The sequence below is a fragment of the Streptomyces sp. NPDC048211 genome (assembly GCF_043202315.1).
Lineage (GTDB): Bacteria > Actinomycetota > Actinomycetes > Streptomycetales > Streptomycetaceae > Streptomyces.
The window spans coordinates 291,376-314,808 of record NZ_JBIDAD010000010.1; the positions used below are offsets into that span (position 1 = coordinate 291,376).

Below are 23,433 nucleotides of genomic sequence, written 5' to 3' on the forward strand. Positions count from 1 at the left end.
CTCACATCCGGAAGACGCCGAAGCCGGCATCGCCCAAGGGGGCGTTGGCGCACGCGGTCAGGGCCAGTCCCAGCACCTGCCGGGTCTCCATCGGGTCGATCACGCCGTCGTCCCAGAGCCGGGCGGTGGCGTAGTACGCGTTGCCCTGGGTCTCGTACTGCTCGCGGATCGGGGCCTTGAAGGACTCCTCGTCCTCGGCGCTCCAGTCGTCGCCCAGCTGGTCGCGCTTGACCGTGGCGAGGACGGAGGCCGCCTGTTCGCCGCCCATGACGGAGATCTTCGCGTTGGGCCACATCCACAGGAAGCGGGGGGAGTAGGCCCGGCCGCACATCGAGTAGTTGCCCGCGCCGTACGACCCGCCCACCACGACGGTCAGCTTCGGCACGCGGGTGCAGGCGACGGCGGTGACCATCTTGGCGCCGTGCTTGGCGATGCCGCCGGCCTCGTAGTCGCGGCCGACCATGAAGCCCGAGATGTTCTGCAGGAAGACGAGCGGGATGCCGCGCTGGTCGCACAGCTCGATGAAGTGCGCGCCCTTCTGGGCGGACTCGGAGAACAGGATGCCGTTGTTCGCGACGATGCCGACCGGATGGCCGTGGATGTGCGCGAAGCCGGTGATCAGCGTCGTCCCGTACTCCGCCTTGAACTCGGCGAAGCGCGATCCGTCGACGACCCGGGCGATCACCTCGCGTACGTCGTAGGGCGTGCGCGAGTCGACGGGCACCGCCCCGTACAGACCGGCGGGGTCCACCTTCGGCTCGTCGGCCGGCTGTACGGACCACGGCAGCGCGCCCCGGTCCGGCAGCGTGGCCACGATGTTCCGCACGATGCGGAGCGCGTGCGCGTCGTCCTCCGCGAGATGGTCGGTGACCCCCGACGTACGGGAGTGGACCTCGCCGCCGCCCAGCTCCTCGGCGGTGACGACCTCGCCGGTCGCGGCCTTCACGAGCGGCGGACCGCCCAGGAAGATCGTGCCCTGGTTCCGGACGATCACGGCCTCGTCGCTCATCGCGGGGACGTACGCCCCGCCGGCCGTGCAGGAGCCCAGCACCGCCGCGATCTGCGGGATGCCGGCCCCGGACATCCGGGCCTGGTTGTAGAAGATCCGCCCGAAGTGCTCGCGGTCCGGGAACACCTCGTCCTGCATCGGCAGGAAGGCGCCGCCCGAGTCCACCAGGTACAGGCACGGCAGCCGGTTCTCCAGCGCCACCTCCTGGGCCCGCAGGTGCTTCTTCACGGTCATCGGGTAGTACGTGCCGCCCTTGACGGTCGCGTCGTTGGCGACGATCACGCACTCCCGGCCGCTGACCCGGCCGATCCCGGCGATCACCCCGGCGGCCGGGGCCGCGCCCCCGTACAGCCCCTCGGCCGCCAGCGGGGCCAGCTCCAGGAAGGGCGAGCCCGGATCGAGCAGGGTGTCCACCCGCTCCCGGGGCAGCAGCTTGCCGCGTGCCACATGCCGGGCGCGGGCCTTCTCACCCCCGCCGAGCCTGGCCGTGGCGAGCCGCTTGCGCAGCTCGTCGGTGAGCGCGTGATGCGCCGCCTCGTTGGCCTGCCAGGCCTCCGAGGCGGGATCGGCCGCGCTCGCCAGCACCGGTGCCTGCTGCATCCTGTCGAGCCCCCTTGCCCGTACCGCAGTGTGACGGCCTCCCCCTGATCGGTAGCGGGAGAGGCGGTTAGTGAGCGTTAACGTCCTCCACAGGTTAACGACCGCTAACGCGCCTGTCTAGAATGACTCGTCATGAGCACCCATGCCGCCGCCCGCGTCGCGGCACCCACCCGCCGCGAGCAGATCCTCAAGGAGGCCGCCCGCCTCTTCGCCGAGCGCGGCTTCCACGGCGTCGGCGTCGACGAGATAGGCGCCGCCGTCGGGATCAGCGGCCCCGGCCTCTACCGGCACTTCCCCGGCAAGGACGCGATGCTCGCCGAGCTGCTCGTCGGCATCAGCGAGCGGCTGCTGGCCGGCGGGCAGCTGCGGGTCTCCGAGGACGCCTCCGGTGGCAGGTCCCCCGAGGCGCTCCTGGACGCGCTCATCGAGGGCCACATCGACTTCGCCCTCGACGACCGTCCCCTGATCACCCTGCACGACCGGGAGCTGGACCGCCTGCGGGACACCGACCGCAAGCGGGTGCGCCGGCTCCAGCGCGAGTACGTCGAGGTGTGGGTGACCGTCGTCCGCGACCTCTACCCCGCCCTCCCCGAGCACGAGGCCCGCGCGGCCGTCCACGCCGTCTTCGGCCTGCTGAACTCCACCCCCCACCTCGGCCCTGTCCGGAGTTCCGCCGCGACGCCGCGGGGGAACTCCGGACCGGACCTGAGCCGCCCCGAGGCGCTCCCCGGCCGCACGGACACGGCAGCGCTGCTGCACCGGCTGGCCCGGGGCGCCTTCGCCGCGGCGGGGACCCGGGGAGAGGGCTGAGCGGCCGCCGATGGCGGGCCGGCCCGTGCAGCCGTCGCGCAGCCCGGCGCCCGGCGTCCAGAAGGCCGTCCGGTACCCGCCCGCCTTCGCCCCCGTGACCTCGGGCAGGGCGATCGACGCCTCGATCCGCAGGACGCCGCCGGGCGGCGGTGCGAAGTCGGAGCGCCGGGACTCGATGCGGCCCGAGTACCACGTCCCCCCACGGCGGGTGGGCACGATCTCAAGGGCCCCCTTGCCGTCGAGCCGGACGTTGCCCGCCGAGTCCGTCATCGTCTCGACCTCCCCGGTGCCCCACCGCGGGGCCGGACAGCCCGGGTAGCAGGTGCCGCGGTCGTACAGCCGGCGGGAGGCGGCCGGGCGGCTGCCCGCCGGGCCGTCGAAGCCCTCGCGGCGGGTCCGGACCGGGACTCCGGCGGGCCGTCCCGCGCACTCATGGAACCACCGGTCCGGCGCCGGGCCGCCCGGGCTGCCCACCGTTCAATACGACCGGCACACTGCGCACACTCCACGGCACAATGGGTTCATGCCGATACCCAGCCGTGCCGCCCTTGTCGACCATCTCGTCCGTACGCGCATAGCGGGAGACGTCGCGACCCCACGCGACAACAACCTCTCCCACTACCGCAAGCTCGCCAACGGTGACCGCCACTTCTGGCTGGGACTCGAGCTCGGCGACCGGTGGCGCGACGAGCAGGACGTCCTCGCGGTCATGGCCGAGAGATGCGGGGTCAGCGACGACCCGGAGCACCGGTTCGGCCAGGACACCATTGATCCCGAGCTCACCGTCGCCGCCCTGGACCGGGCCGCGGCCCGGCTGCGGAAGGCGGCCGACGCGTCCGAGCGGGTGCTCTTCGCCACCGGTCACCCGGGCGGGCTGCTGGACGTCCACCGGCAGACCGCGGCCGCGCTGCGGGCGGCCGGCTGCGAGATCGTGGTGATCCCGTCCGGGCTGACGGCGGACGAGGGCATGGTCTTCCAGTTCGCGGACGTGGCCGTGCAGGAGCGCGGCGCGACCCTCTGGCACACCCACTCCCCGGCCCCCATGGCAGCGATCCTGGACGGCCTGGAGCGGGAGGGGCGCCCCCTGCCGGACCTGGTCGTCGCCGACCACGGCTGGGCCGGGTGCGCGGCCCAGCGCGGACTGGACGCCATCGGCTACGCGGACTGCAACGACCCGGCCCTGTTCCTGGGGGAGTCCGAGGGCACCCTCCAGGTGGCCGTCCCGCTGGACGACCATGTGCTGGACCCGCGGTTCTACGACCCGATGACGGAGTACCTGCTGGACGCGGCCGGACTGATCTGAGCGGCCGGGCCGATCCGGGCGTGCGGGCCGGAGGGCCGGCGCCGCGGGTCAAGGGCGTCACCGAGTTCTTCCCAGCGCCCTCAGTCGTTGTCCAGGCGGTCCGTGAACAGCCCTCCGCCGTCCCCGTTGCCCTTCCCGTCGCCGGGCCCGACCACCGGATTCCCCTCTGCCCGGGCCCGTCGGCGCTGGGCGACCCCCGGCGTCGGGTCCAGGTACACCCGCTTGATCGACGGATACCGCTCCCGCAGCTGCTGCTCCGCCTCCTCGCAGGCCCATTCGACCTGCTCGGCACTGGCCACGTCCCGGAAGTCGACCTTCGCGGCGATCAGGATCTCGGACGGTCCCTGGATGAGCGTGGTCAGCTCCAGTACGTCGATGATGTGCGGGACCGTGAGCAGTTCCTCGCGCACCCCCGTCCGCATCGACGGGGGCACGGGGCGGCCGATCAGCAGCTGGGCGTTGGACCGGCCGAGGACCCAGGCCACGTACACGAGCAGCACCCCGATCAGGATCGACGCGATACCGTCCCAGACGCCGGAGCCCGACAGCTGGCCGCCGAGCAGCCCGCCCGCGGCCAGCAGCAGCCCGACCAGAGCCGCCGAGTCCTCCATCACCACGGCCTTGACCGCGGTGTCGGGCGTGCGGCGCAGGTACCGGGTGGGGGCGGCGCCCAGCCGGGCGGCTTCGCCGCGCACCTGCCGCAGCCCGGTGCGCAGGGAGTAGCCCTCCAGGAGGAAGGCGATCCCCAGCACGATGTACGAGATGAGCGGATCGCCGAGGTCCTCGCCCTGCGTCAGGGTGTGGATGCCGTCGTACAGCGAGAAGACCGCGCCGCCGACGAACGTGGCGACGGAGGCGAGCATCGCCCAGATGTACCGCTCGGGGCCGTAGCCCAGCGGATGTTCCTCGTCGGCGGGCTTCTCGCTGCGCTTGAGTGCGGTGAGCAGGAGCACCTCGGTGACCGTGTCGGCGACGGAGTGGGCCGCCTCGGAGAGCATCGCGCTCGATCCGCTGATCAGCCCCGCGACGGCCTTCGCCACGGCGATGCCGAGGTTGGCGACGGCAGCGACGATGACGGTGAACGTGGACTCCCCACCAGCAGACTTCGCGTCACTCATGGTGGGGAGTATGTCCGCAGCCGGGCCGGGTATGTCCGACGCGCGGCCGTGCGGCCTGTTCAGCCCTTCCGGGGGACCCGGACCACGCCCTCCTGGATGACGGTGATCGCCAGCCGGCCGTCCTGGGTGTAGATACGGGCCTGGCCGAGCCCGCGCCCACCGGACGCGGACGGCGACTCCTGGTCGTACAGCAGCCATTCGTCGGCCCGGAACGGCCGGTGGAACCACATCGCGTGGTCCAGGCTCGCCCCCACCACGTCGCCGACCGCCCAGCCGCCGCGCCCGTGGGCCAGGAGCACCGAGTCGAGCAGCGTCATGTCGGAGACGTACGTCGCCATGCAGACGTGCAGCAGCGGGTCGTCCGCCAGTTTCCCGTTGGTGCGGAACCACACCTGCGAGCGCGGTTCGCGCGGTTCGCCGACGGTGCCGAACGGAGGGGCGTCCACGTACCGCAGGTCGACCGCGGCCCGCGCCTCGATCAGCCGGTCCACGACACTCGGGTCGCTGAACCGGTCCGCGTACCGCGGCAGCATCTCGGCGGCGGTGGGCAGCGTCTCGGGGCCGGGCGCGGCCGGCATGTCCGCCTGGTGCTCCAGCCCCTCCTCGTGCGTCTGGAAGGACGCCGAGAGGTGGAAGATCGGCTGTCCGTGCTGGACGGCGACGACCCGCCGGGTGGTGAAGGAGCGGCCGTCCCGGATGCGGTCGACGGTGTAGACGATCGGCGCGCCCGGGTCCCCTGCCCGCAGGAAGTACGAGTGCAGGGAGTGGGCGGGCCGGTCCGCGGGGACGGTGCGGCCCGCGGCGACGAGCGCCTGGGCCGCGACCTGTCCGCCGAAGACGCGGGGCACGATCGCCGAACGGCTGGTGCCCCGGAAGATGTCCTGCTCGATCTGCTCCAGGTCGAGCAGGTCGAGCAGATCGAGCAGGGCGTCTGGTGCTGAGCTCATGAAGAGAACGTAGCCGCTCTACAGACCCATGGACTTCGCGATGATCGACTTCATGACCTCGCTGGTGCCGCCGTAGATGCGGTTGACCCGGTTGTCCGCGTACAGGCGGGCGATCGGGTACTCGTTCATGAAGCCGTAGCCGCCGTGCAGCTGGAGGCAGCGGTCGATCACGCGGTGCGCGACCTCGGTGCAGAACAGCTTCGCGGAGGCGGCCTCGGCGGCGGTCAGCTCACCGGCGTCCAGCGCCTCCAGCGCGCGGTCGGCGACGGCCTGGGCCGCGTCCACCTCGGCCTGGCAGGCGGCCAGCTCGAACTTGGTGTTCTGGAACGAGGCGACGGTCTTGCCGAAGACCGTGCGGTCCTGCACGTACTCCTTGGCGAACCGGACGGCGGCCGCGGCCTGCGCGTACGCACCGAAGGCGATGCCCCAGCGCTCGGAGGCCAGGTTGGTGCCGAGGTAGCCGAAGCCCTTGTTCTCCTCGCCCATCAGGTCCTCGACCGGGACCTTCACGTCGACGAACGCCAGCTCGGCGGTGTCCGAGACCTTGAGGCCCAGCTTGTCGAGCTTGCGGCCGATGGAGTAGCCCGCGGACTTGGTGTCGACGGCGAAGAGGGAGATGCCGAAGCGGCGGTCGTCCTCGCGCGGGGCGGAGGTGCGGGCGCAGACGATCACACGGTCGGCGTGCACGCCGCCGGTGATGAAGGTCTTGGAGCCGTTGAGGACGTAGTGCGTGCCGTCCTCGGAGAGCTTGGCGGTGGTCTTCATGCCCGCGACGTCGGAGCCGGTGCCCGGCTCGGTCATCGCGAGGGCCCACATCTCCTCGCCCGTGGTGAACTTCGGCAGCCAGCGCTTCTTCTGCTCGTCGGTGGCGAGCATCTTGATGTAGGGCAGGCCCAGCAGCGTGTGCACACCGGAGCCGCCGAAGGAGACGCCCGCGCGGGCGGTCTCCTCGTAGATGATGGCTTCGTACTTGTGCGAGTCGATGCCCGCGCCGTCGTACTCCTCGTCCACCGTGATGCCGAAGACGCCCAGCTCGCCGAGCTTCAGATAGAAGTCGCGCGGGGCCTGACCGGCCGCGAACCACTCCTCGTACACGGGCACGACCTCGGCCGCGATGAAGGCGCGGATGGTCTCCCGGAACGCGTCGTGGTCCTCGTTGAATACGGTACGGCGCACGGGGTGCCTCCCTGGTCGGCTTCGCTCGGCATGGCTAAGCGCTTGCTCAGCCTTGGGTAAAAGTTACCCGGCGGTCACCGGGGCTGTCCAGGGTGATGCTGAGCACGCCCTTCCCCGTGCACAGCCCGGCGGCGGTACGGGAGAGGGCGGGCCCGGGAATGATCAGCCGTTCGGCAGCTCGATCGAGGCGAGAGCGGTATGTTTCGGGAGGCGAGGCCGGTTCTCAGGCGCCCGGATGCGGGTGCCGGCCACTAGCCTGATCGCGAGAACACGCGAGAGGAGGACGCCGTGCTGCTGAGATTCCGCGTTGCGAACTTCAGGTCCCTGCGTGACGAGCAGGAGCTGTCCTTCGTCGCCACGTCGGACGAAGAGCACTCGGCGGCCCGGGAGGTGGAGCTGGCCGACGGGCCCGTCTCCGTGTTCCCTCTGGTCGGCATCTTCGGCGCGAACGCCTCCGGCAAGTCCAACGTGCTCGACGCGCTCGCGGCGATGCGGACGGCGGTCCTCAACTCCTACGCGCAGTGGGCCTCGTACCAGGGCATCCCCCGCGAGGTCTTCGCACTGGACGCGAAGAGCACCGCCGAGCCGACCTTCTTCGAGGCCGATGTGGCCATCGACGGGGTGCGCTGGACCTACGGATTCGAGCTCGGCGAACAGCGCGTCGAGTCCGAATGGGTGCACAGCTACCCTCTGGGGCACCAGCAGGAGTGGATGGACCGGGACGCCTCACGGTCCGACGTCTACAGGTGGCCGAGCAGCCGCGTGAAGGACCGCGCCCAGCTGGTCCGCCGGACACGCCCCAACGCCCTGCTCCTCTCGACAGCCGGCACGGACAACCATCCGCAGCTCTCTCCGCTCTTCCACTGGTTCCGGAACCTGTGGTCCATCGGCCCCGAGATGGAGCGCCCGCAACGCGAAGCCTTCACTGCATCGAGGCTCACAGGTGAGCAGGGATACCGCATCAAGGAGCTCCTGCGCGTCGCCGATCTCGGCATCACGGACGCCCTGGTCGAACCTTCGGCGAACGGCACCGGAAAGGTCCGCCTGCTGCACCGCACGGCGTCGGGTGAGGTGGCCCTCGACTGGCAGCGGGAGTCCTTCGGCACCCGTTCCTGGTTCGCGCTCCTGGGGCCCATGCTCCTGGCCCTCGACGACGGAGCGGTCCTGCTCCTGGACGAACTCGACGCCAGTCTGCATCCCCGGTTCGCCGCCGAGGTCATCCGCCTCTTCAAGGACCCGCTGTCCAATCCGAACGCCGCCCAGCTGGTGTTCACCTCCCACGAGGCGACCGTGCTCAGCACGCCGACCGGCGAACGGCTCCTCGACGCCGGACAGGTCTGGTTCACGGAGAAGGACAAGGACGGCGCCACCGAGCTCTACCCCTTGAGCTCCATGTCGCCGGGTGTCCACGAGGACCTGGCCAAGTCCTACCTGGAAGGTGCGTTCGGCGGCGTTCCGTCGCTCCTGGCCGGGCAGATCGTCCGTCGCCTGGGGGCAGTGCGGGCCGAGAGCGCGGAGCACATCTGATGGCGAAGACCAAGGGGAACGCGTCCCTCACCTCGGGCAAGACGCACGGCCGCGGGCGCAGCCGGGTCGTGTACGTCTTCACCGAGGGCAAGGTCACCGAGCCGGACTACATCAAGGCGGTCCAGCAACTCGGAACGCTCAAGCAACCGGGGACCTCCCTCGACGTCCACGTCGCCAATGCCTCGGACGAGGGCTCGCAGCGCAAGCCGCTGGTCCTCGTCGAGAAGGCGATCGCCTTGCTGCGCGAGAAGAACAGGGAGGCCAAGCGGGCCGGCCTCGCCAAGGCGCTGTGGCCCCAGGTCTGGTGCCTGTTCGACAGGGATCAGCACGAAGGGGTGGAGACCGCGCTGTCCCGGGCTGCCAGGGCCGGTGTGGAAGTCGCCTATTCGCACCCGTGCTTCGAAATCTGGCGTGTGCTGCACCTGAAGCCCGTCACGGGTACTTTCGCCGGGGTCTGCGGTATGGCGGAGCAGCGGCTGCCCTCCGACTGGCACCAAGTGCCGGGCGGCATCAAGGCCGTCATCCCGGAGCAGATCGAGAACCGCTTCGCCGACGCCAAGAAGCGCGCTCTCGACATGAACGCCGAGCATCCCGAGTACAGCGCGAAGGCGCACCGGGACCCGTACACGGACGTCTTCGCGTTCGTCGAGAAGGGCCTCGGCATCGCGTCGTACTGACACCCGTTGCCGGGTCCCCGCCCCCGGAACAGCGGATTTCCACCCCGCCCGGTGACCGTCCTAAGGTCCCCTGGGTTTCTCAGTCTAGGGAGTCGGTACGTGGCCAAGCTCACGCTCGCGCAGTTGGAGCGGCACCTGTTCGCCGCTGCGGACATCCTCCGGGGCACGCTGGACGCCTCCGAGTAAAAGGACTACCTCTTCGGCCTGCTGTTCCTGAAGCGGGTGAACGACGAGTTCGAGGCCGCCCGCGAACAGCTCAAGGACCGGGCGGCCAAGGATCTGGGCCTGTCCTCCGACGATCTTGAGAGCTACCTCGACGAGGAGTCCGCCTACCGCGACCGCGGCGTGCTGTTCGTCCCGAGGAACGCCCGCTGGGAGCGGCTCTCCTCCGGCACGCACCATCTCATCGAGGACAGGCTGCACCCCGCCTTCCAGGCTCTCGAACTCCAGAACAGTGAGCTCCAGGGCCTCTTCGGACACCTCGACTTCCACCGCATCGGCGGCTTTGGTGCGGCGAGGCTCGCCGACCAGCGACTGAAACTCCTCATCGCGCACTTCGGGCGCATCCGGCTGCGCACGGACGACTTCGAGTTCCCGGACCTCATCGGCGCCGCGTACGAGTACCTGATCAAGGAGTTCGCGGACACGGCGGGCCGTAAGGGCGGGGAGTTCTACACCCCGCGTGCCGTGGTCCGCATGATGGTGGAACTGCTGCGCCCGCAGCAGGGCATGCGGATCTACGACCCGTGCGTCGGCTCGGGCGGCATGCTGGTCCACGCCAAGGAGTACGTGGAGGAGCACGGCGGCGACTCCTCGGACATGTTCTTCGCGGGACAGGACGCGAACAGCGGATCCTGGGTCATGGCGACCATGAACATGGTGCTGCACGGGGTACGCCGCTTCGACCTGCGCATCGGGGACACGCTGGCCGAGCCGGCGCACGTACCGGCGTCGGACGCGGACCGTTTCGACGGGGTGCTCAGCAATCCGCCGTTCTCCATGGACTACACGCTCGGCGACCTTGCGCATGCCGCGCAGCGCACGACGTACGGGGTGACGAGCGAGCGCGGCAAGGCCGACCTGATGTTCCTCCAGCACATGCTGTGGCAGACGAGGCGGGAGGGGCACGGCGGTACGGCCATCACGGTCATGCCGCACGGGGTGCTGTTCCGCGGGGGCGGTGAGCAGGAGATCCGGACGAAGCTGCTGGACGAGGGCGCGATCGAGGCGGTCATCGGGCTGGCCCCGAACCTCTTCCACGGCACCGGCATCCCGGCCTGCGTCCTGGTGCTGCGCCCGCCGAGGGGGCGGAGCGCGGCTGAGGAGAAGCCGGTGCTGTTCATCAACGCCGGTCGCGAGTACCGCAAGGAGCCGGCGCAGAACGTTCTTCTGCCGGAGCATGCCGAGAAGATCACCTCCACCTTCCACGCACGCGCGGAGGTGCCCGGTTTCTCGCGGCTGGTGACCCGCGAGGAACTGCGCGAGAACGCCGACAACCTCAGCATCCGCCGCTACGTGGACAACACGCCCCTGCCGGAACCGCAGGATGTACGGGCTCACCTGGTGGGTGGCGTTCCGCGCGCGGAGATCGAGGCGAAGAAGGAACTGCTCGACGCGTACGGGGTGGTGCTGAGCGACCTCTTCGCCGAGCGCGATCTGGCGGACCCGAAGTACGTGGACTTCCTTCCGGAAGGGCGGCGGCCGGACGCCGCCCGGCTCGCGGACCTCGCCCGTCCGCGCGAGGACGAGCTGCGGGCCGCTTTCGGCGAGTGGTGGGACGAGCAGGCCCGCCAGCTGGCGGAGACGGCCCCCGAGCACCCGGCCGACCTGACCTCTTCGGAGCGCAGGGCCGCGCTGATGGCGCTGCGGGGCTCGCTGATCGACTCGTTCGTGGAACGTCTGGGAGAGGTGGGACTCCTCGACCGGTATGCGCTCGCGGGCGCGGTGGCGGCGTGGTGGCACGAGGTGAAGTACGACCTGCAGGCCGTGTCGGAGAACGGGTTCGCGGGCACCCTGGACGGATGGGTGGAGAACGTGGACACACTGCTCGCGCCCGAACAGGACCTGATGACGCGGCAGCTACGGAAGCGCTCGGGCGCCGAGCGGCGTCAGGCGTACCAGCACAAGGTGGTCGCGGCGATAGCTCCGGAGTTCCTGGAGGAGCTCGCGGCCGCGGACGCGCGGGACGCGGAGCTGGGCGAGAGCTGGGCGGAGCTCCGGGCGGAGACGGAGGCTCCGGAAGGCGGCGCGGCCGAGGGCGACGACGCTGCCGCACATGAGGAAGCCGCCTTGAGAGCCGAGCGGCCGACGGTACTCGCCACATTGAAGAGGGAACGCCAGAAGGCGGCCAAGGCGGCCAAGCGTCTTGAGGCGGCGTTCTGGTTCCCGTGGCCGAGCGACCCGCCCAGGGCGGGCGAGAAGCCACCGGGACTGTTCCGGGCGAGGGCCGCGCTGGACGCGGAGGGGGAGCGCCGGGCGGTCACCGAGACCCTGCGCAAGGGGCTGGAGGACAGACTCGATGCGCTCGTGCGGGAGAGACGCCAGGAACTGCTGCGGTCCTATGAGAGTTGGTGGGCCAAGTACGGTCTGTCCTTCCGGGAGATCGAGCAGCAGCTGACCGGCACGGCGGAGAGCACCTTCGCGAGCAATCCCTGGTCTCAGCAGAGTGCCTGGGACCTGATGGCCGATCGCGCGAGCATGATGGACGACCGGGACGTCGTCGCCGGACTCGTCCACTTGCTGATCGATGCCGAGAAGTCCGTCGAAGGCGAGCTCGCCAAACTGGACGTCGACGAGCTGATGTTGCTGCTTCCCCTGGTCGACTCCGGTGCGTCGGGCCGAACGCAGCGCTGTCCGCTGCGTGAGGTGGTCAGATCGGCGCGGACCGGAGGCGTTCACCGGCTGGGGGACCGGTCCGGAGTGCTGGTCGTCAGGGCGGCGGACCTGACCGATCGCGAACTGACACTGCCCGGGCCCCGGTCCGAACGGGCGGGACTGTCCTCCCGTATCCGTCGAGGAGACGAGATGCTGAGTCCCGAGGACGTCCTGCTCGCCGCCGCCGACGCGGGAGGGCGGACGTTTCGCGCCGCGGTATGGCGGGACCGGCAGGCGCAGGCGACACACGGCGGCAGCGTCATACGCCTCAGGCCCGACACCAGCCGTCTGACCGCGGACTACCTGGCGGCTTGGCTGATGCTTCCCGCGGTACAGAAGCGAATCCACGCGGTGGCACGGTCCGTTGACAGTCTGCATGTCGTCCATCCGAGCAGGCTGCTCGACGTCGACATCGAACTCCCCGGCAGGGCCGAGCAGGAGGTCTTCGCGCAGGGCCTGGCCGCCCTGACCGGGGAAAGGCGGGTCCGTAGCGCGCAGCTGGCGAAACTTCACCGGGTGAAGGAGACCCTGATGAACAACCTCACGCAATCGGGGCGGGAGTGACCGCCTGACCGGTGCCGCGGAGTCCGGTGACGCGCCCGGTGGTGCCCGCTCCGAGTGCCCGCCCTCACCGCGGGGCGGCCGCCGCTCGGTGCGGGCGTCCGGACAGGTCCGGTCCCGGTCGAGGAGCGCCGTGCGGCGGGGTCCGGACGCGAACTTCCCGGACGCCGGGTGACCTCAGCCCAGGGCTTCCGCGCGGCCGGGACGGCCGAGCCCGGCGGGCGCTCAGCGGGACGGCGAGCAGAGGCGCCCGTCTCCCGTACCGGTGTACGACGAGCCCGCATCCGGAACTGCTTCCGAGGGTGATTCCGGAGATCGCCTCCGGACGCCGCTTCCGGGGCGCCCTCAGATGCCCAGCCGGGCGGCGATCCCGTCCAGTACGCAGTCCAGGCCCGTCTCGAACGCCCAGGTCGCGTCGTCCTTGCGGGTCGCCCGCAGTCCGTAGCGCCGGTACGTGGGGTAGCGGCCGGTCTCCATCAGGTACATCATCTGCGGCGCCAGGCCCAGCCGGGTCTCGTCGCCCGACGACCAGCCCGCGGATTGCGTCCACTCCCGCAGGGCCACCTCCGACTGCCCCGCGCCGTGCGCGAAGGCGCTGACCGTGCGGAACGCGACCATCATCGCGTCCTCGTCGAGGCCGAGCCCGTCGAGCGCCGCCAGCTGCCGTTCGGCGATGGCCAGGCGGCCGGGTGTGAGGACGAAGAGGTGGGTGGGCAGCTGTCCCACCCACGGGTGCCGCAGCATCATGTCCCGGGTCAGCAGGCCGAAGGCGCGCAGTACCTCGCGCCATCCGGTCACCTCGTCGGGGATCCGCATCTCCGTGGCGACCCGCTCGGCCATCAGCGCCCACAGGTCGTCCTTGCCGGAGACGTGACGGTAGGCGGCCATGGGGGCGACGCCCAGTTCCGTGGCGAGCCTGCGCATGGTGACGGCGGCGAAGCCCTCCGCGTCGGCGATCTCCACGGCGACGGACCCGATCCGCTCCAGGGTCAGCGAGGCGCGGGGTGCGGCCGCCGGCTGCTCAAGGCGCTGCCAGAGCGAGGTGTCCGGCCCCGTCCTGCCGTCCTTGCCGCTGTTCTTCTGCTGCTCGGCCATGGGCGGGCTCCTTTCGCTGGGCCGTCAGCGTACAACGTATCTCTCAGTAGACGCTGTACACATCGGCGTGTACGTTGTACGCGTCGAGATACGCCGTACACAGCGGCTGCTTCCGTACGCATCACGCCCAGGGGGACCCATGACCAGCACCCGCCCGCAGCTCCGCGTCGCCGTCGTCGTCGGCAGCACCCGTGAGGGACGCTTCGCACCCGTCGTCACCCAGTGGCTGAAGGGGCACCTGTCCCAGCGCGACGACATGACCGTGGATGTCGTCGACTTCGCCGAGACCCCGCTGCCCACCGTCTTTCCCGCGTTCGGCCGGCCCCCCGCACCGGGGACCGAGGAAGCCCTCGCCCTCGTGTCGCCGCGCCTCGCGGCGGCCGACGCGTTCGTCTTCGTCACGCCGGAGTACAACCACAGCTTCCCCGCGTCCCTGAAGAACGGCATCGACTGGCACAACGAGCAGTGGCACGCCAAGCCGGTCGCCTTCGTCTCCTACGGCGGCCTCTCCGGCGGCCTGCGTGCCGTGGAACAGCTGCGCGTGGTGATGGCCGAGCTGAACGCCACGACCATCCGCAACACGGTCAGCTTCCACAACGCCTACGGCCAGTTCGGTGCGGACGCCGCCGTCGAGGACCCCCAGGTCGACGCGGCGGCCAAGGCGCTCCTGGATCAACTGGCCTGGTGGGCACACGCGCTGCGGGACGCCAGGGCCGCCACCCCGTACGCGGCCTGACGACGAATCACACATGTGGGGGCAACGATGAGCCGCTTCACGAAGGACACGCACGACCGCCGGGAGCCGGAGCCCGAGGCGGTCCCCTCACCCGCCGGCGAAAGCGGCGGCCCGTCGAAACTCGTCCTGTTCGGGCTTCTCCTCGGCCTGATGCTCGGCCTGCTCGACGGCACGATCGTCGGCACCGCGCTGCCCACGATCGTCGGCGACCTGGGCGGCCTCGACCACCTGTCCTGGGTGGTGACGGCCTACCTGCTCACCGCCTCCCTCTCCACACCCCTGTGGGGCAAGCTCGGTGACCTGTACGGGCGCAAGGGCAGCTTCGTCTGGTCGGTCACGGTGTTCCTCGCGGGCTCCGTACTCTCCGGGCTCGCCCAGGACATGGGGCAGCTCATCGCCTTCCGCGCCGTGCAGGGACTGGGCGCGGGCGGCCTCATGGTGGGCGCGATCTCCATCATCGGCGTCATGCTGCCGCCCTCCCAGGCAGGCCGCTCACAGGCGATGATCGGGGCCATGATGCCCGTCGCCCTGGTCGGCGGGCCGCTCCTCGGGGGCTTCCTCACCGACCAGTTGAACTGGCGCTGGGTCTTCTACGTCAACCTCCCCATCGGCGCGCTCGCCCTGCTCGTCGTCGGGACGGGCCTGCGCCTGCACACCGAGCGGGTCAGGTCGCGGATCGACTTCGCGGGCGCCGGCCTGCTCTGCGCCGCCATCGTGGCCCTCACCCTGCTGGGCAGCTGGGGCGGTACGGCGTACGCCTGGTGGTCACCGCAGACCATCGGCCTCGGCGTGACCGGCGCCGCCGCCCTGGCCTGGTTCGTCCGGGTCGAGCGGCGCGCCGCCGAACCGATCATCCCGCCCCGGCTGTTCGCCGACCGCAACTTCACGATCGCCCAGGTGCTCACGTTCCTGACGGGCGCCGCCATGCTCGGTGCGTCCACCTATCTCCCGCAGTACATGCAGTTCGTCCGCGGCGCGTCCTCGACGGCCGGCGGCCTTCTGCTGCTCCCGCTGATGGCCGGGATGTTCGCCGCGCAACTCCTGGTGGGCCGGCTCCTCGCCAACGGCGGCCGCTACCGCCCCTATCCCCTCCTCGGCGGCGCGCTGACGTTCGCGGGCGCGCTCGCGCTGCTGACGACGGGTACCACCACTCCCACGGCGGTGACCTCAGCCCTGACGCTCGTACTGGGCGCGGGCATGGGCCTGTTGATGCAGAGCACGCTGCTCGTCACCATCAACAGCGCGACCCCGCGCGACATGGGCGCCGCCACGGGAACCACCACCCTCGTCCGTACGATCGGCAGCTCCCTGGGTGTCGCGGTGCTCGGCGCCGTCTACGCGAGCCGGCTCCACGCGGCCGGTATGCCGGAGGGCGGCACGGCCTGGACCCCCGTCGCGGTACGCGGCATGCCGGAGGACGTCCGGGACGCGGTACGGACAGCGGTCACCGAGGGCCTGCACGGGGTGCTGCTCGGCGCGACGCTGCTCGGGGCCGTGATCTTCCTGGCGGCCTGGCTGATGCGGGGGGTGCGGTTGCGGGAGGAGTGACCCGGCGGCCCGGACGCCGGGGCTCCTTCCCCGGCGTCGCCTCAGCGGGCCGCCGCGAAGGCGTCGACGCCCGTGAGGTCGGCCGACAACGCCCAGAGCCGAGCTGCCTGTTCGGGGTCGATCGCGTGGGCGTGCACGCCGCCCTCCGTGCCGTCGACGGCGGGCTCGGCGATGTCGCAGTCCTCGCAGTACACACCGCCAATGCCCGCCAGCTGGGGGGAAGTCGCCGCCCAGACGTGCGTGGCCGCACCCTGCTCGGGCGTCTTGAAGGTGGGGTCGGTCAGGGTGCCGTTCTCGTCGATCCAGCCCGCGTCGACCATGTCCGCCTTCGCGAGGTGGCGCTGGAGCGGGGTGAGGATGCTGCCCGGGTGCAGGGCGAAGGCCCTGACTCCGGCGTCGCGGCCGAGTGCGTCGAGGTGCACGGCGAACAGCACGTTCGCCGCCTTCGCCTGCCCGTACGCCGCCCATCGGTCGTAGCCGCGCTCGAAGTGCACGTCGTCCCAGCGCATACCCATGTCGTGCGCTCCGGAGGACACGGCGACCACGCGCGCGCCTCCACGGGCAAGAGCCGGCCAGAGATGGTTGACCAGGGCGTAGTGCCCCAGGTGATTGGTGGCGAACTGCGCCTCCCACCCCGGGCCGACCCGCGTCTCCGGGCAGGCCATGATTCCGGCGTTGTTGATCACGATGCCGATGTCGCGGCCCGATGCCAGGAACCGTTCGGCGAACCCGCGCACGCTCTCCAGGTCGGCCAGGTCGAGGTCGTCGGTCTCCACGCCGTCGATGCCCGCGACCGCCTCCTGTGCCACCGCCCGTCGCCGGGCCGGGACGACGACGCGGGCTCCGGCGGCCGCCAGGGCGCGGGTCGCCTCCAGACCGAGCCCCGAGTAGCCGCCGGTGACGATCGCGGTGGTGCCGGACAGTTCGATCCCGCTCAGGACGTCGTCCGTGGTGCTGCGGGCGCCGAAGCCCGATCCGATCCTGCGCTGTGTTGTCGTCATGCGGGGGACGCTAGGTGCTGGAACGCACTCCAAGTCAAGGGCCGTCGGCGGTGCGTGTCCGTCGGCCGCCGTGCCCACGGCCGGCGCCGGCGGGGCGCGGCAGGGGAAGCCGGACCGGTACGTACGACGGGTGTGCGCGGATCATTCCTGCCGCAGGGCGAGCCACAACTCCGTCCGTACGTCCATGTCGTCCAGGTCCGCGCCCAGCAACACCCCGCACCGCGCGATGCGCTGGCGGACGGTATTGCGGTGGACGGACAGGGCCACCGCCGTACGGTCCCAGCTGCCGTGCAGGGAGAGCCAGCAGCGCAGGGTCTCGGCGAGCGGGCCGGTGAGCGGGGCGAGGAGGGTGCGGGCGCGCTCGGCCGCCGGGCCGGGCGGGAGCAGGGCGGCGAGGCCGGAGACCGGCGCGTCCACCACCAGCGGCGCGCGGGTCGCCTCCGCCCGGCCGAGCGCGCGTGCTGCCCGGGTGCCGGCGGTGTCCAGGGCGTCGGCCGGGGCGGGGGCCGAGGCGCCGAGCGTCCAGCCCGGCTGCGGGGTGATCCGGTCGCCGCCGGGGACCAGCACCCGTACCTCCCCGCCGCCCCGGTCCGCGTCCACGAGCGCCGAGCCCAGGGCCGCGCCGAGCGCGCCGGCCGTGAGCGCGTCCACCGCTTCGCCGCCGCTGCGGCGGGCGTGCACCACCGTCCACGGCTCGTCGCCGCCCAGCAGCGGTGCGACGTCCGCAGGGGCCGCGCCCAGCAGCAGCCGGACCAGCGCCGCCGAGCGGCCCGCAGCGCCCGCGCCCTGGTGCGGGGCGGCCAGCAGCGAGAGCAGGACGACCGCGATCCCGGCGATGGTGTGGTCACCCGGCTCGCGGCGGTCCGCCGCCAGGGTCAGGGCGAGGCCCTGCCCGCCGCCCAGCGCGTAGGCGGACAGGTGGGCGGCGCCCAGGGAGTCGGTGGCCGACGCGGGGGCGGGGCGGACGCCCGGGGCGACCATCCGCGCGAGCCGCGCCAGTGCCGCACGCAGGGGCGGGGGCGGCGGCGGGCCCGCCGCGTGCAGCTCCTCGCCGTCGGCCGTGAGCAGGGCCGCCCGCCCCGAGAGCCGGACCGCCAGCTGATGCAGCACCGCCGGAACCGGGTCCGGGCGGGCCGCCGCCGTCGCCAGGGCCTGCTGGGCCCGGGTCACCCGGCGCAGCTCGCGATGGCGCGCCTCGGCCATCAGCCCCCACACCGCCCGCGCGATCGCGGTGAACGGGGTCCCGGGCCCCACCTCCACCAGCGGCAGCCCATGGCGGTCGCACGCCGCGATCAGTCCCGGCGGCACCGTCTCGTGCACCGGGCGCACGCCGAAACCGAGCGCGGCCGCCCCCGCCTCCACCAGCCGGGCCACATACGCGTCCGGATCCGTCAGCAGCACCCCGGCGGTCAGCAGCAGCTCACCGCCGAGCAGATACGGGTACGGGTCGGCCATCTCCGAGGTGTGCACCCACAACAGCTCGGCGTCGGCCGGCCCCGCGATCCTGCGGAGTCCGAGCCCTTCGAGGGCCAGCAGCCCGGCCAGCGGGACGGGCGGGGTGGGCGGCCCCGCGGGGGCGTCGGGCATGGACGTTCCATCCGTTCAGCGAGGCAAGAATGGATGAAACATACACTTCAGGGTCACCGGCCGGCCGCCTAGCGTCGTACGCGGACCGGGACTGCTCAGCGGCCCCGGACACGGACCCGTCAGCGGATCCGTACGCGCGCTTCCGTACCGTTGCGAGGGATCCGGCACACTCGAAGCAGCGCGTCACCGAGGGAACCGAAGGAATCGAAGGAAAGGCCCACCCGCCCCATGAGCAGCAACGTAACGCCGCGCGGCCCCGTCGACTCGTCCCGCGTGCCGCGGTACGCCGGACCTGCGACGTTCGCGCGACTGCCCCGCCTCGACGAGGTCGGGACGGCGGATGTCGCCGTCGTCGGTGTGCCCTTCGACTCGGGCGTCTCCTACCGGCCCGGCGCCCGCTTCGGCGGCAACGCGATCCGGGAGGCCTCGCGGCTGCTCCGCCCGTACAACCCGGCGCAGGACGCCTCGCCGTTCGCCCTGGCCCAGGTCGCCGACGCCGGGGACATCGCCGCGAACCCCTTCCACATCGACGAGGCCGTCGAGACGATCGAGGCCGCAGCCGACGATCTCCTCGGTACCGGCGCCCGGCTGATGACGCTCGGCGGCGACCACACCATCGCGCTGCCGCTGCTGCGCTCCGTCGCCAAGAAGCACGGCCCCGTCGCGCTGCTCCACTTCGACGCGCACCTCGACACCTGGGACACCTACTTCGGCGCCGCGTACACCCACGGCACCCCGTTCCGCCGGGCCGTCGAGGAGGGCATCCTCGACACCTCCGCGCTCTCCCACGTCGGCACCCGCGGCCCGCTGTACGGCAAGCAGGACCTCACCGACGACGCCAAGATGGGCTTCGGCATCGTCACCTCCGCCGACGTCATGCGGCGCGGTGTCGACGAGGTCGCCGACCAGCTGCGGCAGCGCATCGGCGACCGGCCGCTCTACATCTCCATCGACATCGACGTGCTGGACCCGGCGCACGCCCCGGGCACCGGCACCCCCGAGGCCGGCGGCCTCACCTCCCGCGAACTGCTGGAGATCGTGCGCGGGCTGTCCTCCTGCAACCTGGTCTCCGCGGACCTGGTCGAGGTCGCCCCCGCGTACGACCACGCCGAGATCACCTCCGTCGCCGCCTCGCACACCGCGTACGAACTGACGACGATCATGACCCGCCAGATCGCGGAGGCCCGGGAGCCGGCCGAGGAGGCGCGGGACAAGTGAGCCACGACCACCACGACGAGCGGCCCGAGCTCACGCCCGCGCAGATCGACGCCGCGCTGAACCCCCCGCCCGGACGCAACGGCGGCGACCTCGTCGTCGAGACCCTCCAGGGCCTGGGCGCGACCACCGTCTTCGGCCTGCCCGGGCAGCACGCGCTGGGCATGTTCGACGCCCTGCGCCGCTCGTCCCTCACCTACGTCGGTCTGCGCGTCGAGAACAACGCGGGCTTCGCCGCCGACGCCTACGGGCGCATCACCGGCGAGGTCGCCCCGCTCCTCCTGTCCACCGGACCCGGCGCGCTCACCTCGCTCGCCGCCCTCCAGGAGGCGGCGGCCGCCTCCGCCCCGGTCCTGGCCATCTCCAGTCAGATCCCGACCGCGGGCCTGGGCGGCGGCCGGCACGGCTATCTGCACGAGCTCCGCGACCAGAAGGCTTCGTTCCGCGACATCGTGAAGTCGGTCCACACGGTCCGTACCGCTTCGCAGATCCCGTCCGCGATCGCCGCCGCCTGGGAGTCCGCGCTCACGGCCCCGCACGGCCCGGTCTGGATCGAGATCCCGCAGGACGTGCTCACCGCCGCGACGACCCTGCCCGTGGTCACGGCGATGGACGCCACCCCGCGCGAGGTGCACGCCCGCCCCGAGCTCGTCGCCGTCGCGGCGCACCTGCTGTCGAACGCGGAGCGCCCGGCGGTCATCGCCGGCGGCGGAGTCGTACGCTCCGACGCGTCCGGCAAGCTGCGCGCCCTCGCCGAGAAGCTCCGGGCGCCGGTCGTCACCACCTACGGCGGCAAGGGCGCCTTCCCGTGGGAGCACCCGCTCTCGCTCCAGTCCTGGATCGAGGACCGGCACACGACGGACTTCCTGGAGGACGCCGACGTCCTGCTCGTCGTCGGCTCCGGCCTCGGCGAGCTCTCCTCGAACTACTACACGTTCGCCCCGCGTGGCCGGGTCGTGCAGATCGAGGCCGACGCCGGGAAGCTGGAGGCCAATCACCCCGCCCTCGGCATCCACGCCGACGCCCGCGACGCGCTGTCCGACCTCATCGAAGCGGTCACCCCGCGCGAGGACCCGGCCGCCGCCGAGCGCGTCACGGCGGTGCTCGGCCGGGTACGGGACCGGATCGCCGCCCAGGAACGCACCCTGGAACAGCGGCTCATCGCCGGCATCCGGACCGCCCTGCCCGACACGTCGCCCAGCTTCTGGGACATGACGATCCTCGGCTACTGGGCCTGGGCCGCCTTCGACGCCCGACGGCCCAACACCATGCACTCCGCCCAGGGCTCGGGCGGCCTCGGCTACGCCTTCCCGGCGGCCATCGGCGCGGCGGCGGCGGACCGCACGAAGCCGGTCCTCGCGGTCTCCGGCGACGGCGGCGCGATGTACTCGATCGCGGAACTCGCCACCGCCCGCCAGTACGACCTCCCGGTCACCTGGCTGATCGTCGACGACGGCGGCTACGGCATCCTGCGCGAGTACATGACCGACGCGTTCGGCGAGACCAGCGCGACGGAACTGTCCCGCCCGGACTTCGTCACCCTCGCCGAGTCCTTCGGCGTCCCCGCGGTCCGTACGAGCCCCGGGACGCTCGCCGACGACCTGGCCGAGGCGCTCGCGCAGCCCGGCCCCTCGGTCGTCGTACTCCCGGCGCTGCTGCGGATGTTCGAGCCGACGCACCTCTGACGCCCTCATGCCTGTGCCCGGGACCGCAGCCGTCCCCGGCACAGGTGCGTCGCCTCAGAACGCGGCGGTCTCCTTGCCGATGACCTCCAGCTGATCCCGCCTGCCCCGGGCGAACTCCTCGCGCTGCCCGGTGTCCTGACTGCCCGGCAGGTCCCGGGCGGCCGGCAGCAGATCCGGGATCATCCGGAACACCGCGCCGGCCGCGGCCGCCCGGCCACGCAGCCGGGCGAGATGCAGGGACCGGCCCACCATGATCAGCGGTTCCGTCAGGTGGGTGCGGGGTTTCTTCGCGGCGTTCTCCCGCGTGTCCGCGCGGCTCAGCGCGCGGGAGCCGATGTCGGCGAGCGACTGCAAGGTCTCCAGAGCCGCGTACAACTGACCGCACCGATAGGCATCCGTGGGCTGACCCTCCGACATGACCTCTCCTCCGTTCCGCCGGCCGAGGGCATCACTACCCGTCCCGGCCCGTGGCGGAACGTCGCGGCGAGGCCCTGCGCCCGGAACCGGAATTCCCCGGAGGAGACACACTCCGGCCGCGGGTGGGGCTCCCTTCCCCGGTCCGGTCCCCGGCCCTCCCCCCGGTCCGTCGCTTTAACGCAGGGGACACCTTCCGTAGCTCTCCCGTAACACCCGGGCGCAAGACTCTCGGCATCGCGCAGCTCCCGGGATCGACGGGCTCATCCGCCCGCCGGGGCTGCAAGCTCACGACGCGTCCGGCAGCAAGGCCGGTGCGTGCGTGCCCGGTCCGCTCTGTGCGGGTCGGTGGAAGCGCCGGGGGCGGTGACCGCGCTTCGTTCCCCCGCGTACCGGCTCGACGGCCGCGTACGCCGCGAAGAGGGAGAACCACGTTGACCACAGAGCCGTACCGCATGCCCGCCGAGCGGGAGACCGGGGCCGAGCAGGAGCTCGACCGGGAGCGGCGGATGGGTGCCGCGACCGGGACCGCGACCGCCGCCCGGGACATCCGGGTCGTCGATCTGACCGACTTCGAAGCCCGCCGCGCCGACATCACCGAGGAGTTGTGGCAGGCAGCCACCGAGATCGGCTTCTTCCAGCTCTCGGGGCACGGCCTCGACCCGGCCGGGATCGACGCGGCGTTCGCCGCAGCCGAGGCGTACTTCGCCCTGCCCGTCGGCAGCAAGAGCCGCAACGCGCTCAAGAAGGGTCTGAACACCGGCTGGGAGTACCGCAGTCAGGTACGCCCCTCCACCGGCACCCCGGACGAGAAGGAGTCCTACCAGCTCACCCGGCCGCACATGGACGGGCTGTGGCCGGACGAGGGAGAACTGCCGGGATTCCGCGAGACCCTGCTCGATTTCGAGAGCCGCTGTCACACCGTCGCTCACCAGGTACTGTCCTGCTTCGCCGAACGCCTCGGCTTCGCACGCGACTTCTTCGCCCGGCGGCATGATCCGGCCAGCCCCCTGCACCAGAGCACCCTGCGGCTGCTGCACTACTACGCAGTCCCCGAGCAGGCGCGCGGTCGGGCGGACGGCGGGTGGCGCGCCGGAGCTCACACCGACTTCGACTGTCTGACCCTCCTTTTCCAGCGCGACGGACAGGACGGTCTCCAGGTGTGTCCCGGCAAGGAGGCCGACGGCCGCGCGTGGACGCCCGTACCGGCTCGCGGCGACCTCATCACCTGCAACATCGGCGACATGCTCATGCGGTGGAGCGGCGATCTCCTGCCGTCCAACTTCCACCGGGTCGCCACGCCCGGTCCACAGGACGACCAGGGTTCGCGCTACTCCATCGCCTACTTCGCGCAGGCCGACCGGGACGCGGTGATCGCCGCGCCGGACGGGCGCCACGCGCCGATCACCGCCGAGGAGTACCTGCGGCAGCGCATCGCCGCCAACTTCGCCGGCTGACGGGCGGCCGCCCGTAGAGGCGGCTCCCCGCCGCCGTGGCCGCTCGCGCGAGCGGCCACGGCGGCCCTTTCCCACACCCACGCACGAAAGCGG

18 protein-coding genes and 2 pseudogenes are annotated in these 23,433 nt (G+C 71.9%); 11 read left to right on the forward strand and 9 right to left on the reverse strand.

Annotated features, from left to right (window positions below):
* Window position 1 precedes the first annotated feature (1 nt).
* Window positions 2–1,609: a carboxyl transferase domain-containing protein gene (locus ACGFZA_RS32010; RefSeq protein WP_390091738.1), complete on the reverse strand. Its 1,608-nt coding sequence runs from the start codon at window positions 1,607–1,609 to the stop codon at window positions 2–4.
* A 132-nt stretch (window positions 1,610–1,741) separates the two neighbouring features.
* Between ACGFZA_RS32010 and ACGFZA_RS32015 the strand changes: the two genes are divergently transcribed.
* The gene (locus ACGFZA_RS32015) at window positions 1,742–2,419 is read left to right on the forward strand and encodes a TetR/AcrR family transcriptional regulator (RefSeq protein ID WP_385271239.1); all 678 of its coding nucleotides are present in this window, start codon (window positions 1,742–1,744) and stop codon (window positions 2,417–2,419) included.
* A gap of 6 nt (window positions 2,420–2,425) precedes the next feature.
* Here the strand turns inward: ACGFZA_RS32015 and ACGFZA_RS32020 are convergent.
* Window positions 2,426–2,806, reverse strand: a pseudogene (locus ACGFZA_RS32020) (acyltransferase); the annotation flags it as partial.
* A gap of 136 nt (window positions 2,807–2,942) precedes the next feature.
* Here ACGFZA_RS32020 and ACGFZA_RS32025 point away from each other — a divergent pair.
* On the forward strand, window positions 2,943–3,722 hold the full coding sequence (locus tag ACGFZA_RS32025; RefSeq protein ID WP_385271236.1) for a phosphatase: 780 nt from the start codon (window positions 2,943–2,945) through the stop codon (window positions 3,720–3,722).
* 80 nt (window positions 3,723–3,802) lie between these two features.
* Here the strand turns inward: ACGFZA_RS32025 and ACGFZA_RS32030 are convergent, their stop codons facing one another.
* Genes ACGFZA_RS32030 through ACGFZA_RS32040 form a run of 3 tightly spaced genes read right to left on the reverse strand, consistent with a single transcriptional unit; the run spans window position 3,803 to window position 6,963 of the window.
* On the reverse strand, window positions 3,803–4,840 hold the full coding sequence (locus ACGFZA_RS32030; protein ID WP_385271233.1) for a cation diffusion facilitator family transporter: 1,038 nt from the start codon (window positions 4,838–4,840) through the stop codon (window positions 3,803–3,805).
* Between the two features lie 59 nt (window positions 4,841–4,899).
* Window positions 4,900–5,787 carry an acyl-CoA thioesterase II gene (gene tesB / locus ACGFZA_RS32035; protein ID WP_385271230.1) on the reverse strand — a complete coding sequence of 296 codons (888 nt, stop codon included), beginning with the start codon at window positions 5,785–5,787 and terminating at the stop codon, window positions 4,900–4,902.
* Window positions 5,788–5,805: 18 nt separating this feature from the next.
* Window positions 5,806–6,963 (reverse strand): acyl-CoA dehydrogenase family protein, encoded by a 1,158-nt coding sequence (locus ACGFZA_RS32040; protein WP_385271227.1) that lies wholly within the window; start codon window positions 6,961–6,963, stop codon window positions 5,806–5,808.
* A 288-nt stretch (window positions 6,964–7,251) separates the two neighbouring features.
* Here ACGFZA_RS32040 and ACGFZA_RS32045 point away from each other — a divergent pair, with 288 nt between their 5' ends.
* The 4 genes and pseudogenes from ACGFZA_RS32045 (at window position 7,252) to ACGFZA_RS32060 (ending at window position 12,605) form a co-directional block, all read left to right on the forward strand.
* Complete coding sequence (locus ACGFZA_RS32045; protein ID WP_393683728.1) at window positions 7,252–8,490, forward strand: ATP/GTP-binding protein; 1,239 nt, start codon at window positions 7,252–7,254, stop codon at window positions 8,488–8,490.
* On the forward strand, window positions 8,490–9,167 hold the full coding sequence (locus ACGFZA_RS32050) for an RloB family protein (protein ID WP_385271221.1): 678 nt from the start codon (window positions 8,490–8,492) through the stop codon (window positions 9,165–9,167). Before ACGFZA_RS32045 ends, ACGFZA_RS32050 begins: the two co-directional genes overlap by 1 nt.
* A 198-nt stretch (window positions 9,168–9,365) precedes the next feature.
* Window positions 9,366–9,713 (forward strand): annotated as a pseudogene (locus ACGFZA_RS32055) (type I restriction-modification system subunit M N-terminal domain-containing protein); the annotation flags it as partial.
* A 57-nt stretch (window positions 9,714–9,770) separates the two neighbouring features.
* Window positions 9,771–12,605 (forward strand): N-6 DNA methylase, encoded by a 2,835-nt coding sequence (locus ACGFZA_RS32060; protein ID WP_393683786.1) that lies wholly within the window; start codon window positions 9,771–9,773, stop codon window positions 12,603–12,605.
* A 342-nt stretch (window positions 12,606–12,947) separates the two neighbouring features.
* Here ACGFZA_RS32060 and ACGFZA_RS32065 read toward each other — a convergent pair whose 3' ends face one another.
* Window positions 12,948–13,697 carry a TetR/AcrR family transcriptional regulator gene (locus tag ACGFZA_RS32065; protein ID WP_385271215.1) on the reverse strand — a complete coding sequence of 250 codons (750 nt, stop codon included), beginning with the start codon at window positions 13,695–13,697 and terminating at the stop codon, window positions 12,948–12,950.
* A gap of 139 nt (window positions 13,698–13,836) precedes the next feature.
* On the opposite strand from ACGFZA_RS32065, the gene ACGFZA_RS32070 reads away from it, so the two are divergent.
* Both ACGFZA_RS32070 and ACGFZA_RS32075 read left to right on the forward strand, forming a co-directional pair.
* The gene (locus tag ACGFZA_RS32070) at window positions 13,837–14,433 is read left to right on the forward strand and encodes an NADPH-dependent FMN reductase (protein ID WP_385271212.1); all 597 of its coding nucleotides are present in this window, start codon (window positions 13,837–13,839) and stop codon (window positions 14,431–14,433) included.
* A 27-nt stretch (window positions 14,434–14,460) separates the two neighbouring features.
* Window positions 14,461–15,981 carry an MDR family MFS transporter gene (locus ACGFZA_RS32075; protein ID WP_393683731.1) on the forward strand — a complete coding sequence of 507 codons (1,521 nt, stop codon included), beginning with the start codon at window positions 14,461–14,463 and terminating at the stop codon, window positions 15,979–15,981.
* Window positions 15,982–16,022: 41 nt separating this feature from the next.
* Here ACGFZA_RS32075 and ACGFZA_RS32080 read toward each other — a convergent pair whose 3' ends face one another.
* Together ACGFZA_RS32080 and ACGFZA_RS32085 are read right to left on the reverse strand one after the other, a co-directional pair.
* On the reverse strand, window positions 16,023–16,982 hold the full coding sequence (locus ACGFZA_RS32080) for an SDR family NAD(P)-dependent oxidoreductase (protein ID WP_393683733.1): 960 nt from the start codon (window positions 16,980–16,982) through the stop codon (window positions 16,023–16,025).
* A 141-nt stretch (window positions 16,983–17,123) separates the two neighbouring features.
* Entirely contained in the window at window positions 17,124–18,569 is a 1,446-nt protein-coding gene (locus ACGFZA_RS32085; protein ID WP_393683735.1) for a PucR family transcriptional regulator, read from the reverse strand.
* A gap of 228 nt (window positions 18,570–18,797) precedes the next feature.
* Here ACGFZA_RS32085 and speB point away from each other — a divergent pair, with 228 nt between their 5' ends.
* On the forward strand, window positions 18,798–19,787 hold the full coding sequence (speB, locus tag ACGFZA_RS32090) for an agmatinase (protein WP_393683737.1): 990 nt from the start codon (window positions 18,798–18,800) through the stop codon (window positions 19,785–19,787).
* A complete protein-coding gene (locus tag ACGFZA_RS32095; RefSeq protein WP_385271197.1) occupies window positions 19,784–21,469 on the forward strand; it encodes a thiamine pyrophosphate-binding protein in 1,686 nt (561 codons plus the stop codon). Before speB ends, ACGFZA_RS32095 begins: the two co-directional genes overlap by 4 nt.
* Before the next feature lie 54 nt (window positions 21,470–21,523).
* Here ACGFZA_RS32095 and ACGFZA_RS32100 read toward each other — a convergent pair whose 3' ends face one another.
* On the reverse strand, window positions 21,524–21,886 hold the full coding sequence (locus ACGFZA_RS32100) for a hypothetical protein (protein ID WP_385271194.1): 363 nt from the start codon (window positions 21,884–21,886) through the stop codon (window positions 21,524–21,526).
* Between the two features lie 452 nt (window positions 21,887–22,338).
* Between ACGFZA_RS32100 and ACGFZA_RS32105 the strand changes: the two genes are divergently transcribed.
* Complete coding sequence (locus ACGFZA_RS32105; RefSeq protein WP_385271895.1) at window positions 22,339–23,340, forward strand: isopenicillin N synthase family dioxygenase; 1,002 nt, start codon at window positions 22,339–22,341, stop codon at window positions 23,338–23,340.
* The last annotated feature ends 93 nt before the right edge of the window (window positions 23,341–23,433 follow it).

Bases quoted from the DNA above. Each gene is read 5' to 3' on its own strand.
- speB (WP_393683737.1), top strand. From the start codon at position 18,798: ATGAGCAGCAACGTAACGCCGCGCGGCCCCGTCGACTCGTCCCGCGTG.
- ACGFZA_RS32065 (WP_385271215.1), bottom strand. From the start codon at position 13,697: ATGGCCGAGCAGCAGAAGAACAGCGGCAAGGACGGCAGGACGGGGCCG.
- ACGFZA_RS32105 (WP_385271895.1), top strand. From the start codon at position 22,339: ATGCCCGCCGAGCGGGAGACCGGGGCCGAGCAGGAGCTCGACCGGGAG.
- ACGFZA_RS32050 (WP_385271221.1), top strand. From the start codon at position 8,490: ATGGCGAAGACCAAGGGGAACGCGTCCCTCACCTCGGGCAAGACGCAC.
- tesB (WP_385271230.1), bottom strand. From the start codon at position 5,787: ATGAGCTCAGCACCAGACGCCCTGCTCGATCTGCTCGACCTGCTCGAC.
- ACGFZA_RS32025 (WP_385271236.1), top strand. From the start codon at position 2,943: ATGCCGATACCCAGCCGTGCCGCCCTTGTCGACCATCTCGTCCGTACG.
- ACGFZA_RS32010 (WP_390091738.1), bottom strand. From the start codon at position 1,609: ATGCAGCAGGCACCGGTGCTGGCGAGCGCGGCCGATCCCGCCTCGGAG.
- ACGFZA_RS32100 (WP_385271194.1), bottom strand. From the start codon at position 21,886: ATGTCGGAGGGTCAGCCCACGGATGCCTATCGGTGCGGTCAGTTGTAC.
- ACGFZA_RS32030 (WP_385271233.1), bottom strand. From the start codon at position 4,840: ATGAGTGACGCGAAGTCTGCTGGTGGGGAGTCCACGTTCACCGTCATC.
- ACGFZA_RS32085 (WP_393683735.1), bottom strand. From the start codon at position 18,569: ATGCCCGACGCCCCCGCGGGGCCGCCCACCCCGCCCGTCCCGCTGGCC.
- ACGFZA_RS32080 (WP_393683733.1), bottom strand. From the start codon at position 16,982: ATGACGACAACACAGCGCAGGATCGGATCGGGCTTCGGCGCCCGCAGC.
- ACGFZA_RS32075 (WP_393683731.1), top strand. From the start codon at position 14,461: ATGAGCCGCTTCACGAAGGACACGCACGACCGCCGGGAGCCGGAGCCC.
- ACGFZA_RS32015 (WP_385271239.1), top strand. From the start codon at position 1,742: ATGAGCACCCATGCCGCCGCCCGCGTCGCGGCACCCACCCGCCGCGAG.
- ACGFZA_RS32070 (WP_385271212.1), top strand. From the start codon at position 13,837: ATGACCAGCACCCGCCCGCAGCTCCGCGTCGCCGTCGTCGTCGGCAGC.